A 16,141-nucleotide genomic window follows, 5' to 3' on the forward strand; every position below is an offset into this window, starting at 1 on the left:
TAAATGAGACCCATAAAACCGTATATTCAACACTTTTCTACCGCTCTTTTTCTTCTGAGTGCTTTACTGCTCAACAGTACCTTTGCGCAAGCGGAAAACCAATCTCTTAAACCTGAGAGTCAACCGCTTGACACCCTATACAACATGGTACGATCACACCTAAAGCAAAAAACTGACCAAAAAGTTTATAACGCTCAAATTGATATTCGAGAATTCAGTCGTCGCTTGCAACTACCGAAATGCCAAGAAGCATTAGAATTAGAAGATAAAGCGCCAGAAAAACTGTACGGAAGAATGACATTACGCGTGATTTGCCCTAGCCCGGAATGGAAAGTTTACGTCACTGCCACGGTAGAAGGAGATGTACCTGTTGTGATTACGACTAAAGCAATCTTGAAACAGGCCGTTATACAAAAAGAAGATGTAAAACGAATATTAGTTCCGTACCAAAAAACCAAAACAGGTGCTTTAATAGATATTGACAGTGCTATCGGAATGCGCGCGAAAAGAGGTCTATCCCCCAATAGCATTCTAACCGTTAGACAATTACAGCCACCTTATTTAGTTCTTGAAGACAATAATGTCACCATCATTACCTATATAGGGAACATCAAAGTGGAATCTGTAGGTAAGGCATTAAAGGACGGTGTTAAAAACCAACAAGTGCCGGTTGAAAACTTATCTTCTAAAAAAATCATAAAAGGCATAGTTATTGCTCCGAACACAGTTCTCGTTCCTTAAACAATACAATAAGTTTTTAAAAAAAACTAAAGTTATTAAAAATTTGTCGATAAATATAGTAGATACGAATAAATTAATTGTTAAAATACAAGGGACAAATTGGGGATTTAAGTCATGGATATTAAAAATATCAATCAAAGTTTAGTGAATAATCGCTTAAATGATTCAGCGAACAATTCACCTAAAGGGAATGCAGCATCAAACCCTTCTAGCACATCTAAAAGTACTGACAAAGTCACGTTAACGGACGTATCCTCTCAGGTTAATAGCCTCGAGAAAAAAGCGGCGGCAAGTGACATTGATAATTCAGCACGCATTGCGGAACTACGTGAAGCCATTAAAGATGGAAGCTATCAAGTAGATGCTGAAAAAGTCGCCAACAAGTTAATTCAAACTGAAGTTTTACTTGCTGGTAGTTAACACTCTGAAAGGACTGCATTATTTATGAGTCAAGTAACTGAAACAAAAGATATTCCCCAACGTCTTACTCAGTTACTTGAGCATTTAAGAATGTTTGACTCTATTCTTGATCAAGAAGCAGAAGTTCTAAAAGCATCCGACATCTCCCCTTTAATTACCCTTCTAGAACAAAAAGAAACTTTGTCAGAGACTCTTACAGAAGAGTTTAACATCCTGTCTAAAAGCTTATCACCTGATAAAAATGTTCAACTCTCTTTGCAAGAACTGTTATTGGTCGATTCGGTTAAGAATTTATCAACCCAAACACAGCAACATCTTCAAGAGGCGGTAGATTCAGCCATAAAATGCCATGAAAAGAATGTCATCAACGGCATGACTGTTCAAGCTTTAAAGAACATGAATCAAACTCTTTTAAATGTTTTCACTGGCCAGGATCAAAATGCACAAACTTATGGTGCCAGTGGTAAAACCGCTACTTCTGAAACAAAATCCAACCCTCTCGGAAAAGCATAGTAATCTATCTTACATATAGACTTACTTGGCTTGTTTTCTGCTTAAGTAGAATTCAATACTAAAATCTTACATCCTGAAAGTATATGTTTTAATATATGCTTAATTTGAAAGTTAAAAGAGAAAATTAAAATGGCCTCTAAAAATAGTCGTTCTTTCTTTAGAATTGATGTCATGCTCCCATGCAGCTACAGCATTCTTTCATCGGAAGAAGCCAAAAAGCAACCGCTTCCTCCTCAAGCTGACTCGAGTTATATCGAAAAGCACTTTATGAATAATTTAGCTGAATTGGACGAGCAAATTAGCACCATCGTTTCGCAAATTGGACAAAAAAGTAGCTTATTAGCAACAGCTCTGACGGCCTTAAATAGTAAACTGGATTTCTTGTTACAAACGGTTGATAAAAAACAACTGGTACACGCAATTCCTCAGCAAATGGTGAACATCAGTGCAGGTGGCGTTGCCATTAAAGTAAATGAACCCGTCACAGAAACTGACAAAGTCGATCTTTTAATTCAACCTTTAGAAGAAGAGCCTCCGATACTGGTTCGATGTAACATTGTCAAAATCATCCCAGATAAGGATGTTGCTACAGCATCAACAGTGGCACTCGAGTATGAAGATCTCTCTGAAGATGACCGTCGAAAACTGGTTTACTTTATCCAAAGTAAAGAAATTGAAATGGCGAACAAACAAAAACAACAATAAACCATTCTCTAATTCTCTACCCCAGATATGCAATAAAGCCCTTTTTTAAGGGCTTTTTTATTGACTCCATTTTTTTTATACTTATCTGTAAAACACTACCGTTCTTTTTTAGCTTCCCCGCCATAACGACCTTTAAATATAAAACCTATTCAATACTATTTTAGACACAAAAAAACCGGCTAAAAGCCGGTTAAAAATTCTGAGTAAAACATTCGATTCAGGTTCAAAAACCTTTCTTTTCACTTATTACAATACACTTAAGGAAACGAATAACGATGATCTTTAAACGTTTTTTTCTTCTTTTTATTCGCTTCTTGCTGTCTTATAAAATCTTTTACTTCTAGTTTCAGTTGTTCAATATCTTTAAGTCCGTTTTTAAGTTCTTTCGAGTAAGATCGATTTTGCCTAGCTTGCTGTTTAATCAACTTGCTCTGCTTATAAACCTTACCTTCTAATATACGAACTCTTGTACTAATACTAGCAGCTTCCGCAATGGTCTGAAAGGTAAACAACATCAACATTATAGAAACCACAAAGGTTATTTTTTTCATCACCTTTCTCCTAAAGAAACACTAACACTTAATTCCTTAAGAGTTAACGTCCTCCAATGCCTTGGAACTCATCTACTGAAATAGTCGTTTTTTTAGATTCATCATGGGTATAAACAAAGGTATTGTTAAAGAAGCTTTTATCAACATAAACTTCTAGGATTGTCTCATAGTTATGATCAGCTAAAGGAGTAATACTGACAAGTCTAGCACCTCTTACCAGAGCATCAACCCTTGCTCTAAAACTATCATTTTGCGCTGTTAATGTAGCTACTGAAGTATTACTGTCAATTTTAATCCCATAAAGTTGTTCTGCAAGAGATCTATATGCATCTAATTTAGCAGAACGAATCGCCATTAATCGACGTTGACCAGGCGTATATCCTTCAAAGGTACTTTCAGCGCCATAGCCAATACCTGAAATCTTAATCAATTCCGGCTCATGAGATTTTTTGTTCACTGTATAAACAACTTTTTGCTCTGATTCGGTATTTGATTTAGCCTTATCTTTTTCTACAGGCTCTACTTCGGCTTGCGCTTCAACCTTAATGCTATGTTTGGAATCAGCTACTTTAGGTTCCTGTTTTGATTGATATTCATTTTTAGTTGGTTGTGAAGTACAACCCGCTAATACAAAGGCACTGGTTAATGCCGTCAATAATAAAGTCTGCTTTTTCATAACAGTTTCTCCGTTTTACTCAAAAAAAGATTGTTTTCTATAAGTCCGGTGAGTCACCCAATCATTCGATTGACCTTCCGCACAATTATTCCGTTGTACACGATACTTAAGATCATCCGCATAGTATTCACAGCCATCACGATACTTAATATTTGAAATGGCACTCACATCATAATAACTTGGTACCGAATAAGTCGTGGTTGCATTACTACAAGCCATTAAACTGATTAAACTGACTATAGCGAATCCACGTTTCAACAAATCGACTAGCATCCATATTCCTCTTAATTATGCTTAACGCATACCATCGAAAAAAGGGTTGCTCGGTGCACTATATTGATAGCTGGATTCCTTTCTGTGTTGCTCTTTAATAAGCTCAGCTTGTTTTTGTTTTTTTATTGCTTCAAGTTCTTTTGATGCTTGAATTTGCTTTTCAAGTATTGTTTTTTCAACATTTTTAACCGTTTTTAAAACCGTCTTATACTGTGATTGTAAAGACTTAATACGTCGGTTCACTTCCGCAATCCTTCTCTGTGTAACGACCACTTGCGAACTTACTTTATCCATTTTTTTAACCAGATTAGGATTTACCTTCACCATGTCAATCGCCTGAGCAGCTGGAGCAGATTTCGTTTCTTTGGGTATCACCACCACAGTTTTATCTGTAGCTGCCTTATTATCGGCAGGTTTAGTACCTGTAGCCGGAGATTTAGCATCCGCTGGCTTAGGTGAAGTCGCTGCACTGCTTGATAACATTGGACTTAACTGTGTCAAATCTCGATTTAGTTGCTCAATTTGGAAGCTTAACGCATCCAATTTTTTCTCGACCAACTTCACTGTTTTTTCAGAACTCGAGGCTTTAATCATGCTTTGGGTAGCGCCTGCTTGAATATCTTCCAACAAGGTCACTGTTTCCTCATCCAAACCTGAACTAGATGACATGGCACTCCAAAAGCCAACTCCAATTCCAACCAATACCAAAGTTATCGTGATTGAGCTGAAAATAATAATCAGTTTTTTTATTGAATCCATTTCGGCCACCGTTAAATTATTTGGACTTGCGTTTTGTTCTTGCGTTTGATTTTGTTGTTGTAAAGCCGCGCGTTTTTGTAAAAAGTTTTCCGCACCATCTTCCATACCGGAGTCAGCCCCTCCTTGTTGTTCAGGGGGAGACATCATATTGCCGCCTTCAGGCGGATCTGTGCTGAATAAAGGCTCAAGCTCGGGCTCAGGCATTCCCATACCCATTCCAGCTGATGGCGCTGGCTCAGGTTCAGACGCTGGCTCAGGTTCAGACACTGGCTCAGGTTCAGACGCTGGCTCAGGTTCAGGCGCTGGTTCAGGTTCAGGCGCTGGCTCAGGTTCAGACGCTGGCTCAGGTTCAGACGCTGGCTCAGGTTCAGACGCTGGTTCAGGTTCAGACGCTGGTTCAGGTTCAGGCGCTGGCTCAGGTTCAGGCGCTGGCTCAGGTTCAGACGCTGGTTCGGCATCTAAACCATCTAATAAATCATCATCAACATCACTTAATGTATCGGCAGCATCTTCAGTCGCACTTTCATTTTCTGAAACGGCTTCCAGCTCGGCTTCATCCAATAATGCATCTATACTGTCTAAATCATTAGGGTCAATTGTGTCGCCAGTATCAGCCACGCTTGCATCCTCAAACAGATTAAAATTAAAAACCGTCTTTTTAATTCAACAGTCATCATTTTCATAAAACTGACCAGGCCTGGCCATACTTATGAAAATAACCTGTTTATTAAAGACAGTCTCTAGTCAGTTAACTTTTCAAATACACCCGTATCCAACCAATATATTTCTGGATAGAAATGATAGTTTTGATTCTCATCTAGGGTTAATTGACCCAATTGAGTGTTCATAACCATCGAGTGTTTCTGTGTTGTTTCAATGACAGTCCTTGCCGCCAACTCACCTAAAGCATAAAAAATGCCAATCTGACCGATTTGATCAGTATTTTTATTATTTTGCTTAATTGAGCGCGCATAAGACACTGGAAGGATGGCAGACGTAGCTTGCCAAAAAGGAATACTGGCGGCAAATTCATCAACACTTGGGCGTTGGGACGGTAACCAGTAATGTGGAATGCTGTTTAAATGGTAATACTCTAAAAGAGGCGAAACTTGCATTGCAAGTCGGTAAGGTAAAAAACTAATGACCAGCTCAAGGTCTTGTCGTGGACGCTCTGTAAACTGAATAGGGGATCGAACGGTTCTTTGCAGCCAAGATTTTCGAGCCGTAGACTGGCGTGAATTTACAGCCCTCTCTAATGCCTGATCAACATTTGAAACCACTGGTTGCTCTTGAATATACACAGGATAATCTGATTCTTGTTCAGGCCAGTGATTTTTAAAGTCGGCCATTAATGCTTTTGAGCTATCAGATTCGTCAGTTAAAACGGCAATACGTTGATAATGCCCCTCCTTAACTAAGTCAACCAACTTATCTACAGCATCCTTATTCGATAAGGGGACAAAGCTTTTGGCAAGGGCGTTCGGTTTTTTAATCTCATTAAATACCAGCATTGGTATACTTAATTCCAAGGCACTCAAAGCCTCTACATTTTCTTTCACCAATGGACCGAAAATAAAACTGGGTTGATAAAGCCGGATCCATTCCCAAGCTTCAAACATAGAATCGTAGATATTCGAATCCAGTACTTCCAGCTTCTCTTCTGGGTACATTGATTTCAATGACGACTTCAACCCTTCATAAAGCTCTTGACCCGCGCGTGAATAAGGACCCGACATAGGCAGCACTGCAAGGACTCTTCCTGGCTTAAATGCAAACGTTGCCGATGCTTCATCTGACGGTTTCGATTGGTTTAAATAATCCTGCAAAACCGTCATGCGATCTTGAATGTTAGAAGGCAGTTCGATTCCTTGAGCCTGTGTCTTGAGTTCAGAAAGATAAGTTTGAACTTGATCGGTCTGACCATTTTTATGAGCAAGCTCCGCCTTCAGCAATAAAATCTCAAGGTCAATTAACTGAATCTGCTCATCCAAAGAAAGATTAGCTGGTGGAGAGTTTTCATCAAGTTGCTGTGTTTGCTTTGCTGGAACATCAAACGATAGTGCAACGGCAGAGTAGGCAAATATTGCCAATGGCAATAAAACGGTGCGGCCCAATAAGCCGAATAGTTTATTGGGCAAGAAAAACAAGCTTAATGCCTGCTTAATACAATAAACCAAAGACATCATCATTCAAAAGAGTCATGTGACTTTAATGTTTTTGAAACAATTTCGAACACATCCTTGGATAAATCCTCTGCACTGGCAATGTGCTCTATCGCTTTGTACATTAGAGTTTTTCTAGGCTCAGCTAATCGCTGCCATTGAGAAAACAAAGAAGCTAAACGAGCGGCCACTTGCGGGTTAAGTTTATCTACTTTAAGAACTTCTTCTGCCAAAAATTGATACCCTTCTCCCGTTTTATCGTGAAAGCCAGCAAAGTTTAGTCGACCAAACACGCCTAAAAGACTTCGAAGTCGGTTAGGAGTGTGATAGGTAAAATCAGGATGCTTCGTAAGTTTTTTGACGTCTTCTAAAGCTTGATCCGATTGAGCACTCGCTTGCAGTGCAAACCATTTATCAATCACCAAATTATCCGACTGCCATCTCTGGTAGAAATCTTCCAAACACTGCGCCCTTTCGACTCGAGCCAAGTGATTCATTGCTTCCAAAGCAGCAAGGACATCTGTCATATTATGGTGATTTTGGTATTGGGCGACGCCTATGTCAAAATGCTTTGGCAATTGTAATAAATAATTGAGACAGCGGTTTTTTAACATTCGATTGGCTATATCTTCCTTATGATACCGATACTTTGGCTTTTCAGATGCTTCTAATGCTTGATAAGTTTCCAGCAATGATTCTTCAAAAAATTCGGCAATCGCCTTTTTTAAAAAATTGTGGGACGCTAAGATAGCATCCATATTCACTTCTTCATACTGCTCTGAAAAATAAATGACATCCGGCAAAGCCATTGCTAGCGATTTAAGAGCCAGATCAATTTCATTATCCTCTAAAACGGCTTTAAAGGCATTCAGATAACTGTCTAAAATCAGGAACGGCTCTGAATTTTCAAACCGAATAACATTTTCTTTCAAATTAAGCATCGCAAGCTTTTGAATGGACTCCCAACGCACAAAGCTGTCGGAATCATGGGATGCCAAGACCATTAGCTCTTCTTCTGTAGCTTTATAATCCAATGAAACAGGCGCTGAAAAGTGTCTTAACAAGGAAAGATATGGTTCGGTTTCTAATCCCATAAATTCAAAGGTATCATTTAATTGAGTCACCTTTAACAACATACCTTTTTCTGTTTGCGTGACTTTATTTTTGGTGCTGATAGATGGCTTAATAGGAAGCGCAGTCCCCTCTTCGTCCATAAAACCGAATAAAACCGGAATCAGCAAAGGTAGATGCACTTGTTTACCGTTTAAAAACTGGGAAAACTTCAATGCCAAACACTTAGTAATTGGGTTGTAAGTTTTAGTGACTTTTAGATGGGGTGTGCCAGGTTGAATATACCAATGATGCATCTGGTTTAAATTGACATCATTGGCTTCTGCCATTGCTTGTCGAAAGTCTTGAATGGTCACGGCTTGACCATCAAAACATTCGATATATCGCTTCATCCCTTGTTGGAAACCTTTTTCACCCAATAAGGTGTGGTAAAGTCGCACGACTTCAGCACCTTTCTCATACACCGTCATGGTATAAAAGTTATTCATTTCAATATAAGATTGTGGCTGAATAGGGTGTGCCATTGGCCCGGCATCCTCTGGAAACTGATTATTCCTAAGTCGCTTAACATCTTCGATTCTCTTCACATCTGGAGACAACATGTCGGCTGTAAACTCTTGATCTCGAAAAACCGTCAACCCTTCCTTCAACGTCAACTGAAACCAATCCCGGCAGGTAATGCGGTTTCCTGTCCAGTTATGAAAATACTCATGCCCAATCACTGATTCAATTCCTTCAAAATCATGGTCGGTTGCAGATTCAGGTTTGGCAAGAACATATTTGGAGTTAAACACATTTAAGCCTTTATTCTCCATCGCCCCCATATTAAAGTCATCCACCGCCACAATCATATAAACATCAAGGTCATAAGCTAAACCAAATCGCTCTTCATCCCATTGCATGGACTTTTTTAAGGACTGCATAGCATGCTCGCATTTATCGAGATTTCGAGCCTCTACATAGATTTTTAAAGCAACCTCTCGATTTTCTTGCGTTACAAAAGTATCTTCAACTACTTCTAAATTACCCGCGACCAAGGCAAATAAATAGCACGGTTTTTTATATGGATCTTCCCAAACAGCGTAATGCTGATTATTCGGAAGATCACCTGACTCAATCAAGTTTCCATTAGACAAGAGTACTTTGCTTTCTGCCTTATCTGCCACAATTTTGGTTGTAAAAGAACTCAACACATCTGGTCGATCCATGTAATATGTAATGCGTCGAAATCCTTCCGCTTCACATTGAGTGCAATAATTTCCGTTGGTTCGGTAAAGCCCCTCCAGATACGTGTTACTTTCTGGATCAACTTCCGTCACAATCTCCAGTTCAAACTGATTTGACTTGGGAAATAAAGTCAACGACTCGGAATTAAGTTCATAATCCTCTTTGAGCAATAACTGGTTGTTCTCTTTGATAGAAACTAACGTTAAGGATTTGTCACCATCTAACAATAAAGGGGCTTTACCTCCTTTTGCTTCAACCACCATGTGGTTAATGACTTGTGTTTTATTCGGTGATAAATAAAAGGTTAAATAAACCGATTTAATTTCATATTGGGGTGATTGGTAATCTTTTAAGAAATGCTCTTGAGGAATATTTTTAGTCATAATCTTTTATTATTGTGTTTTTATCAGACAGGGTTATACATTAAAACGTTGTCTGAAAGGGAAAGGGATTTTTGTCATTTTATAAAAAATCTGCCATTTAAAATGATAGATTCACTAATTAGTGAAGAAAAAAAAAGCCTTTCTGCCCAAAAGCAGAAAGGCTTTTAATAAAACGCTTAATTCAAAAACTTAGTATGAAAATTCAGCTCGGCGGTTCTTAGCCCATGCTGCTTCATTGTGCGCTGGATCAACAGGGTTTTCTTCACCAAAACTGATAACATTAATACGGCTTGGACTAACACCTTCTGCGATTAACGCATTTTTAACGGCATTTGCACGACGCTCACCCAATGCTAGGTTATATTCACGCGTACCACGCTCATCACAATATCCTTTAACGGTAACCATTGCAGAATCATTTAATGCCATATAGTCAGCATTCATTTTAACCACATCATAAAACTGTGATTGAACTTCAGAACGGTCAAATTCAAAGTTGACAACTTTACCTTGAAGTGCAGCATACAAATCTTCTGCTGTTTGACCTGCCGTGTTTGTTGCAGCAGCCATGTCAGAACCAGAACCAGCATTTGAATCTGTTGCTGATGATGTTTCTGTTCCTGCTGAGGTAGATGTTTGCTCAGTCGTTGAACCAGATTCACCTTCTTCAGTTGTTGGGGTTGAGCTACAACCAACTAATGTTAATCCTAAAAAACCAACTAGAAAAAGCTGCTTAAGACCTGATGTAGACATGATTAATCCTCTCACTATTTAATAAAAATTATTATTTGATTTAACTCAATTCTAAAAGAAAACGAATTTGATTTAAAGTTTTATGTAAAAAAACTTATTTATTTATGTTTTTTCTTAAAAGAAACGTGTATTTACATGCACATGAACCATCATTGAGTGTACCTGAAAAACGCGTTAAAGAATAATTATTCTACACTGTCATTGGCAAGTTCTCGCAAGCCATTTTCATTTTTAATAATCACTTCTTTCTTCTTCCACGTCATCAACGCTTCTTTTTGAAACTTTCCTAGAATGCGCGAGACCGTTTCAGGAGTTAAATTTAAAAAATTAGCGACGTCTCGGTGCAGAATATTCAATCGAAACTGACGGTGTTCGTAACCACGGGATTTATATTTTGTCGACATCAGCAAAATAAAGTCTGCCAATCTTTGTTCTGCAGTTTTTTGAGTCAGAATCGTAGAGTGTAATCGGCTACTCATAATTTCACGACTCATCAAGCTGAACATTTGTGAATTCAAATGCGGCACTTCCGAACTCAAGGATGCCAGCTGACCATAAGGCAACGCACAAACGGTCGTGGTATCTAATGCAACAGCATAAAACTCATGAGCGTCATAAGCCATCGCTTCCATACCGACAATATCACCTGGTAAATAAAAACCATGAATAACCTCGGTTTCATCTTCTGAAAAAGAGATTAACTTAACAATACCAGCTCGAATTGCATATAAACATGAAAACTCATCTCCTGCCGAATATAAATATTCACCTTTAGAAATGGAAGGGAGTCGATCAACCAGCTCATCTAATCGATCTAAATCTGTTTCATATAAACCATTGGCAAAACAAATTGTTTGTAAAGCACACTTAGCGCAACTGGCATTAAAACCAGAGTGTTTTTCTGTCATATTATTTCAAAAATCAATTTATCGTAAGTTTAAACTGGATTCATTCTAGCAAAATATATCTTAAATGTATGATGCATAATGAAATAATTAACTCTTAATAAATTCCTAATTGTTCAATAAGTAAATTTAATAAATTTTTTTAAAAAAATTTTAATTTTCTTTATTTTTTTCTACTCAAAATTACCACCAAAAAATCCTGCTTAATTTTTAATCAATTTAAAAAAGACTGACATTTTTAAAGCATTTAGCCCATAAATTATAAAACTCTTCACAAAGTTATCCACAGGTTCTGTGGATTATAAACAAGCACATTTATTAACTCACTTTATTTAAAAAAATGTTATTTATTCTTTTATTATCTTATAGTTATAACTTTTAACTAGAAAGCAACTAAGCATTAAAAACTAATAGAGGTTGTTTCCATGTCAAGTTTTTTTTGAAATTATTCACTTTTTTCACCAAACCCTATCAGAAATCTACCCGGAACGGGTTTTATGTTAAAATTCCTGCACAAATTTTTATGGAGTAAGAAAAAACAATGGCGAAAATTTTAGGCATTGGGAACACGGTTTTAGACATCATTTTAAAAACACCACATTACCCTCGAGAAGATGAAGAGCTACGTGCCAACACACGTCATTTTGAAGTTGGGGGCAATGTCAGCAACAGCTTGTATGTTCTTAGTCAACTCGGTCACGAATCATCGATTATGACAACCATTGGGGGTGACGACTCCGCAAAGCAATTATTAAATGGACTAAAGTCACACCAGATCAATACTGATCACACCCAACGATTCATCCAAGGACAAACACCTACATCCTATATCATCCAAAATGCTGAAACGGGCAGTCGGACCATTACCCACTACCGAGATTTGCCTGAACTCAGTTTTGATTATTTTGCCAAAGTAGAAATCGAAAATTACGATTGGCTCCATTTTGAAGGTCGTAATATTGAAAACTTAACTGGCATGCTGAACATAGCGAAAACATTCTTAACACATCAACCCATTTCTTTGGAAATTGAAAAGGAGCGGGAAGGTATTGAAGCGCTTTTCCCACAAGCGAATGTATTATTTTTCTCCCATCACTATGCACGACAAAAAGGTTTTGACGATGGAAAAGCATTACTGGAAGAGATAAAAATGCTCGCGCCAGAAAGTCACTTGATCTGTACTTGGGGGGCACAAGGTGCTTGGTTCTGCCAGGCGGGTCAGGAAATACAACATCAGCCAATCCATAGCATTCCTCAGACAATAGATACCTTAGGGGCCGGCGATACATTCAATGCCGCTGTGATTGATGCACTCAGTCAGAACAAACCTCTTTCTGAAGCGGTTGAAGCGGGTTCGAAATTGGCCGCCAGAAAGTGCCAACAGCAAGGACTGGATAACCTATTAACCGAAATCAAAGAAAAACAGCCTTTAGCCAACATTAAACAATTGAGCAATGCCAAAACAATGGTGGTGCCATGTGCAGACCTACCCCACTCGGTAATCTTAATTAAACATGACACAGGCATTAAAGCGTATGAAAACAATTGCCCCCATCAAGATGTCCCGCTGAATGAGGCTTATAAGATTGATGTTAATCCTTTTGAAAAAACCATGAAGTGCTCAGTACATGATGCTTTCTTTAACATTGAAGACGGTGTGTGTGTAGAAGGCCCTTGCATGAATGATGAACTGGTCACAGTTCCGATTGAAATTGATGACAGTGGCGATATCTATCTCGCAACTTAATCTAGTCTAGACACAAAAAACGACCAGGCCTGGTCGTTTTTTTATACTATCGTCTCCGTCCTATAAAGAGGCAAAGACATTCAATGAGATTAAGTCAAGGCTGAATTCTTTGACGAAAAACCTCATACAACACAACCCCTGTCGCAACAGACACATTTAAGCTTTCAATAGAACCTGCCATTGGTATGGCAGCCAGATGGTCGCAGGTTTCTCGAGTTAACTTCCTCAACCCAGAGCCTTCTGCTCCCATCACCAAGCCGACAGCCCCTTTAAAATCTAATTGATAAAGCGTGGTATCTGTTTCACCCGCCAATCCAGTCACCCATAAACCGGCTTGCTGTAGCTCTTTAATGGTTCTAACCAAATTAGAAACCACCACTACTTTAACGGTTTCTGCGGCACCACAGGCCACTTTACGAACCGTCGCATTCACACCGACTGAGTTATGCTTTGGAATGACCACAGCGGTCACGCCTGTCGCATCGGCTGTTCTCAAAATAGCGCCTAAATTATGCGGATCTTGAACTTCATCTAAAAACAGAAAAAGTGGATTGGATTCAGCTTCCAGTAACGCTTTTAAATCGTTTTCATTTAAGTCCGCTTCTTTTGCAACCGTAGCGACCACTCCTTGATGAACACCATCAAGTTTATTAAAGAAGGATTTAGGTTCTAACTGATAAGCAATCCCCATGCGCTTAGCTTGATCCATCAAACTTTGCACACGTTTATTGACCGGACCTTTTTGAAAGGTCAAAGAATATATCAAATGGGGCGATTGTTTTAAAAACTTTTCAATCGCATGAATGCCATATAACTGCTGTTGCTTCACTCGGCCGCGCTCGACTTTTTCTTACGGTTACGACCGCCGCCTTTTTTACGGTAATAACGCTTCTTTTTCTTTTTGGGTGCATTGCCATCTTCTTGTGAAGCAGCTTCATCAACTGACTTTGAACCTGATGTATCGTCCTTTTTTACTTCTATTGGTGCTTGCTCGTCAGAAGAGTCGTCGTCGCCCGATAAAAATCGTAAATCAATCTTACGATCATCCAAGTTTACTTGAGCAACCTGGACACGCAACTTATCACCTAAGCGATAGACTTTACCGGTACGCTCACCCTTCAAGCAATGACGCGATGCATCATAATGGAAATAATCTTCCCCTAGTTCTGTAATATGCACCAAACCTTCAACATACAAAGGTTCAAGTTCAACAAACAACCCGAAGTTGGTTGCGGCGGTCACAACCGCATCATATTCTTCACCTAAACGATGAGATAAAAATTCGCACTTCAAGAAGGTGACCGCATCACGAGTGGCTTCATCTGCACGACGTTCTGTACCAGAACAATGCTCACCCAGTGCTTTCATATCTTTTTCAGAATATTTAAACTGACTGACATCCTGTTTCGTCCAGGCAAAACGAATGGCTCGGTGAATCAATAAATCAGGGTAACGGCGAATTGGAGACGTAAAGTGCGCATAATACTCATAATTCAACCCAAAATGACCTAAGTTATCTGGTTGATAAACCGCTTGATTCATACTTCTAAGCAAAACTGTACCAACCAGATGCTCATGCGGTTGACCTTTAACAGCTTCGGTAATCGCTGCATAATCGTTCGCATCCGGATCGTCCCCGCCTTCAAGTGTCAGACCAAAGTCTCCCAAGAAAGTCCTTAGGTTCTTCAGACGTTCTTCCGAAGGTTTTTCATGGACACGATACAACATAGGGATCTTATGCCATTTCAAATAGCGTGCGGTCGCGACATTTGCCATCAACATAAACTCTTCGATCAGCTTGTGCGCTTCATTACGGACAACCGGCACAATCTTTTCAATCTTACGCTGCTCATCAAAGACGATACGGGTTTCTGTCGTTTCGAACTCTAACGCACCACGCTCAGAACGGGCTTGTTTTAAAATCTGATATAAATCATTCAGATCTTCAACGTTTGGCACAATATCTTCAAAGGTTTTGCGATGTTCTGATCCCTTATCCGTCAACATTTCATGCACTTGGTCATAGGTCAGACGTGCTTTTGAGTTCATGACCGCATCATAAAACTGCGTTCTTTCCAGCTTTCCATCGTTATCAATGGACATGTCACAGACCATACACAGGCGATCGACATTTGGGTTAAGCGAACAAAGATCATTAGACAGTTTTTCCGGCAACATTGGCACCACTTTTTGCGGGAAATAAACAGAGTTTCCGCGCTCATAGGCTTCTTTATCGAGCGGCGTGCCTTCCTTAACGTAATGCGAAACATCCGCAATCGCCACCACAAGTCGCCAACCATTTTTACGACGTTTGGCAAAAACAGCATCATCAAAGTCTTTAGAGTCTGCACCATCAATGGTAACTAGTGGCAGACTGCGTAAGTCTTTACGACCTTCTTTATCTTCTTGTGTGACTTCGTCTGGAATGGCATCTAACTGATCTAGTAGCTCTTGCGGCCACTCATTTGGAATATCGTAAGCATGAATTGCAGAATCTATTTCCATACCCGGTGCAAGATAATCTCCCACCACTTCGATAATTTTACCAATTGCACTTGAACGCTTCGTTGGCTGATGAATCACCTCCACCATCACAATTTGTCCTTCCTCAGCGTCAAGAAGACCATCTTGAGGAATAAAGATATCCTGCGCAATTCTATTGTTATTTGGCTGAACCCAACCGAGTCCATCTTCCATATGAAGACGTCCTAAAATGGTTTGGTTTGCATGCTCAATGATCTCTACAATCATCCCCTCTCGGCGACCTTTACGGTCCACCCCTATTACAGAGGCAATAACCTTGTCACCATGGAATACCTTATGCATTTCACGGTCGCCCAAGAAAAGGTCTCCGCCCCCTTCTTCCGGCTGTACAAACCCAAACCCACCTGGGTGGCCAATAACCTTCCCTTTAATCAGATCCATTTTCTGGATTAATCCAAAGGCTCCACGACGGTTACGCAAGATTTGCCCATCTCGAACCATGGCTTTCAAACGACGTGATAATGCTTCAAAACGCTCGTCGTCATCAATATCCAAAATGGTCGCAATCTGTTTAATTCTAAGAGGCTTTTGCTCTTTTTCTAAAAGCTCAATAATGAACTCTCGGCTTGGAATAGGGTTTTCGTATTTATCGGCTTCTCTATCGGCATGCGGGTCGGCTTTCATCTCTTCACCTGTAATCGCATCTTGATTGTTCGAAGGGTTTGATTCAGTCATCGTCTTAACTTGCTCTACAGACGGCTCTAAATTTTC

Annotated in this window: 15 protein-coding genes; 5 read left to right on the forward strand and 10 right to left on the reverse strand. The window is 39.4% G+C overall.

The window, feature by feature from the left end; genetic code table 11:
* Positions 1-3: 3 nt before the first annotated feature.
* From flgA to GHNINEIG_RS07785, 4 genes are all read left to right on the forward strand, one after another.
* A complete protein-coding gene (flgA, locus tag GHNINEIG_RS07770; protein WP_135796121.1) occupies positions 4-741 on the forward strand; it encodes a flagellar basal body P-ring formation chaperone FlgA in 738 nt (245 codons plus the stop codon).
* A 114-nt stretch (positions 742-855) separates the two neighbouring features.
* A complete protein-coding gene (flgM, locus tag GHNINEIG_RS07775; protein ID WP_135796122.1) occupies positions 856-1,161 on the forward strand; it encodes a flagellar biosynthesis anti-sigma factor FlgM in 306 nt (101 codons plus the stop codon).
* Between the two features lie 24 nt (positions 1,162-1,185).
* Positions 1,186-1,674, forward strand: a complete 489-nt coding sequence (locus GHNINEIG_RS07780) for a flagella synthesis protein FlgN (protein WP_135796123.1) — start codon at positions 1,186-1,188, stop codon at positions 1,672-1,674.
* Between the two features lie 129 nt (positions 1,675-1,803).
* On the forward strand, positions 1,804-2,379 hold the full coding sequence (locus GHNINEIG_RS07785) for a PilZ domain-containing protein (RefSeq protein WP_135796124.1): 576 nt from the start codon (positions 1,804-1,806) through the stop codon (positions 2,377-2,379).
* A gap of 257 nt (positions 2,380-2,636) precedes the next feature.
* Here GHNINEIG_RS07785 and GHNINEIG_RS07790 read toward each other — a convergent pair whose 3' ends face one another.
* The 8 genes from GHNINEIG_RS07790 to GHNINEIG_RS07825 form a co-directional block, all read right to left on the reverse strand.
* Positions 2,637-2,930 (reverse strand): hypothetical protein, encoded by a 294-nt coding sequence (locus GHNINEIG_RS07790; RefSeq protein WP_135796125.1) that lies wholly within the window; start codon positions 2,928-2,930, stop codon positions 2,637-2,639.
* Between the two features lie 43 nt (positions 2,931-2,973).
* A complete protein-coding gene (locus GHNINEIG_RS07795) occupies positions 2,974-3,606 on the reverse strand; it encodes an LPP20 family lipoprotein (protein WP_135796126.1) in 633 nt (210 codons plus the stop codon).
* 15 nt (positions 3,607-3,621) lie between these two features.
* A complete protein-coding gene (locus GHNINEIG_RS07800) occupies positions 3,622-3,879 on the reverse strand; it encodes a hypothetical protein (protein WP_135796127.1) in 258 nt (85 codons plus the stop codon).
* A 21-nt stretch (positions 3,880-3,900) separates the two neighbouring features.
* On the reverse strand, positions 3,901-5,256 hold the full coding sequence (locus GHNINEIG_RS11675) for a hypothetical protein (RefSeq protein ID WP_189636857.1): 1,356 nt from the start codon (positions 5,254-5,256) through the stop codon (positions 3,901-3,903).
* Between the two features lie 122 nt (positions 5,257-5,378).
* On the reverse strand, positions 5,379-6,827 hold the full coding sequence (locus tag GHNINEIG_RS07810; protein ID WP_135796128.1) for a type 1 periplasmic-binding domain-containing protein: 1,449 nt from the start codon (positions 6,825-6,827) through the stop codon (positions 5,379-5,381).
* Positions 6,824-9,481, reverse strand: a complete 2,658-nt coding sequence (gene pepN, locus GHNINEIG_RS07815) for an aminopeptidase N (RefSeq protein ID WP_135796129.1) — start codon at positions 9,479-9,481, stop codon at positions 6,824-6,826. The genes GHNINEIG_RS07810 and pepN overlap by 4 nt, the downstream gene beginning before the upstream one ends.
* A 189-nt stretch (positions 9,482-9,670) precedes the next feature.
* Positions 9,671-10,234: a peptidoglycan-associated lipoprotein Pal gene (pal, locus tag GHNINEIG_RS07820; RefSeq protein WP_135796130.1), complete on the reverse strand. Its 564-nt coding sequence runs from the start codon at positions 10,232-10,234 to the stop codon at positions 9,671-9,673.
* Positions 10,235-10,419: 185 nt separating this feature from the next.
* On the reverse strand, positions 10,420-11,142 hold the full coding sequence (locus GHNINEIG_RS07825) for a helix-turn-helix domain-containing protein (protein ID WP_135796131.1): 723 nt from the start codon (positions 11,140-11,142) through the stop codon (positions 10,420-10,422).
* A 538-nt stretch (positions 11,143-11,680) separates the two neighbouring features.
* Between GHNINEIG_RS07825 and GHNINEIG_RS07830 the strand changes: the two genes are divergently transcribed.
* Positions 11,681-12,886: a PfkB family carbohydrate kinase gene (locus tag GHNINEIG_RS07830; RefSeq protein ID WP_135796132.1), complete on the forward strand. Its 1,206-nt coding sequence runs from the start codon at positions 11,681-11,683 to the stop codon at positions 12,884-12,886.
* Positions 12,887-12,980: 94 nt separating this feature from the next.
* On the opposite strand, the gene rlmB is transcribed toward GHNINEIG_RS07830, so the two are convergent.
* Positions 12,981-13,715, reverse strand: coding sequence for a 23S rRNA (guanosine(2251)-2'-O)-methyltransferase RlmB (gene rlmB, locus GHNINEIG_RS07835; RefSeq protein WP_135796133.1), 735 nt, complete (start codon positions 13,713-13,715; stop codon positions 12,981-12,983).
* Positions 13,712-16,054: a ribonuclease R gene (rnr, locus tag GHNINEIG_RS07840; RefSeq protein WP_189636952.1), complete on the reverse strand. Its 2,343-nt coding sequence runs from the start codon at positions 16,052-16,054 to the stop codon at positions 13,712-13,714. The genes rlmB and rnr overlap by 4 nt, the downstream gene beginning before the upstream one ends.
* Between the last annotated feature and the right edge of the window lie 87 nt (positions 16,055-16,141).

Source organism: Hydrogenovibrio crunogenus, assembly GCF_004786015.1.
Lineage (GTDB): Bacteria > Pseudomonadota > Gammaproteobacteria > Thiomicrospirales > Thiomicrospiraceae > Hydrogenovibrio > Hydrogenovibrio crunogenus.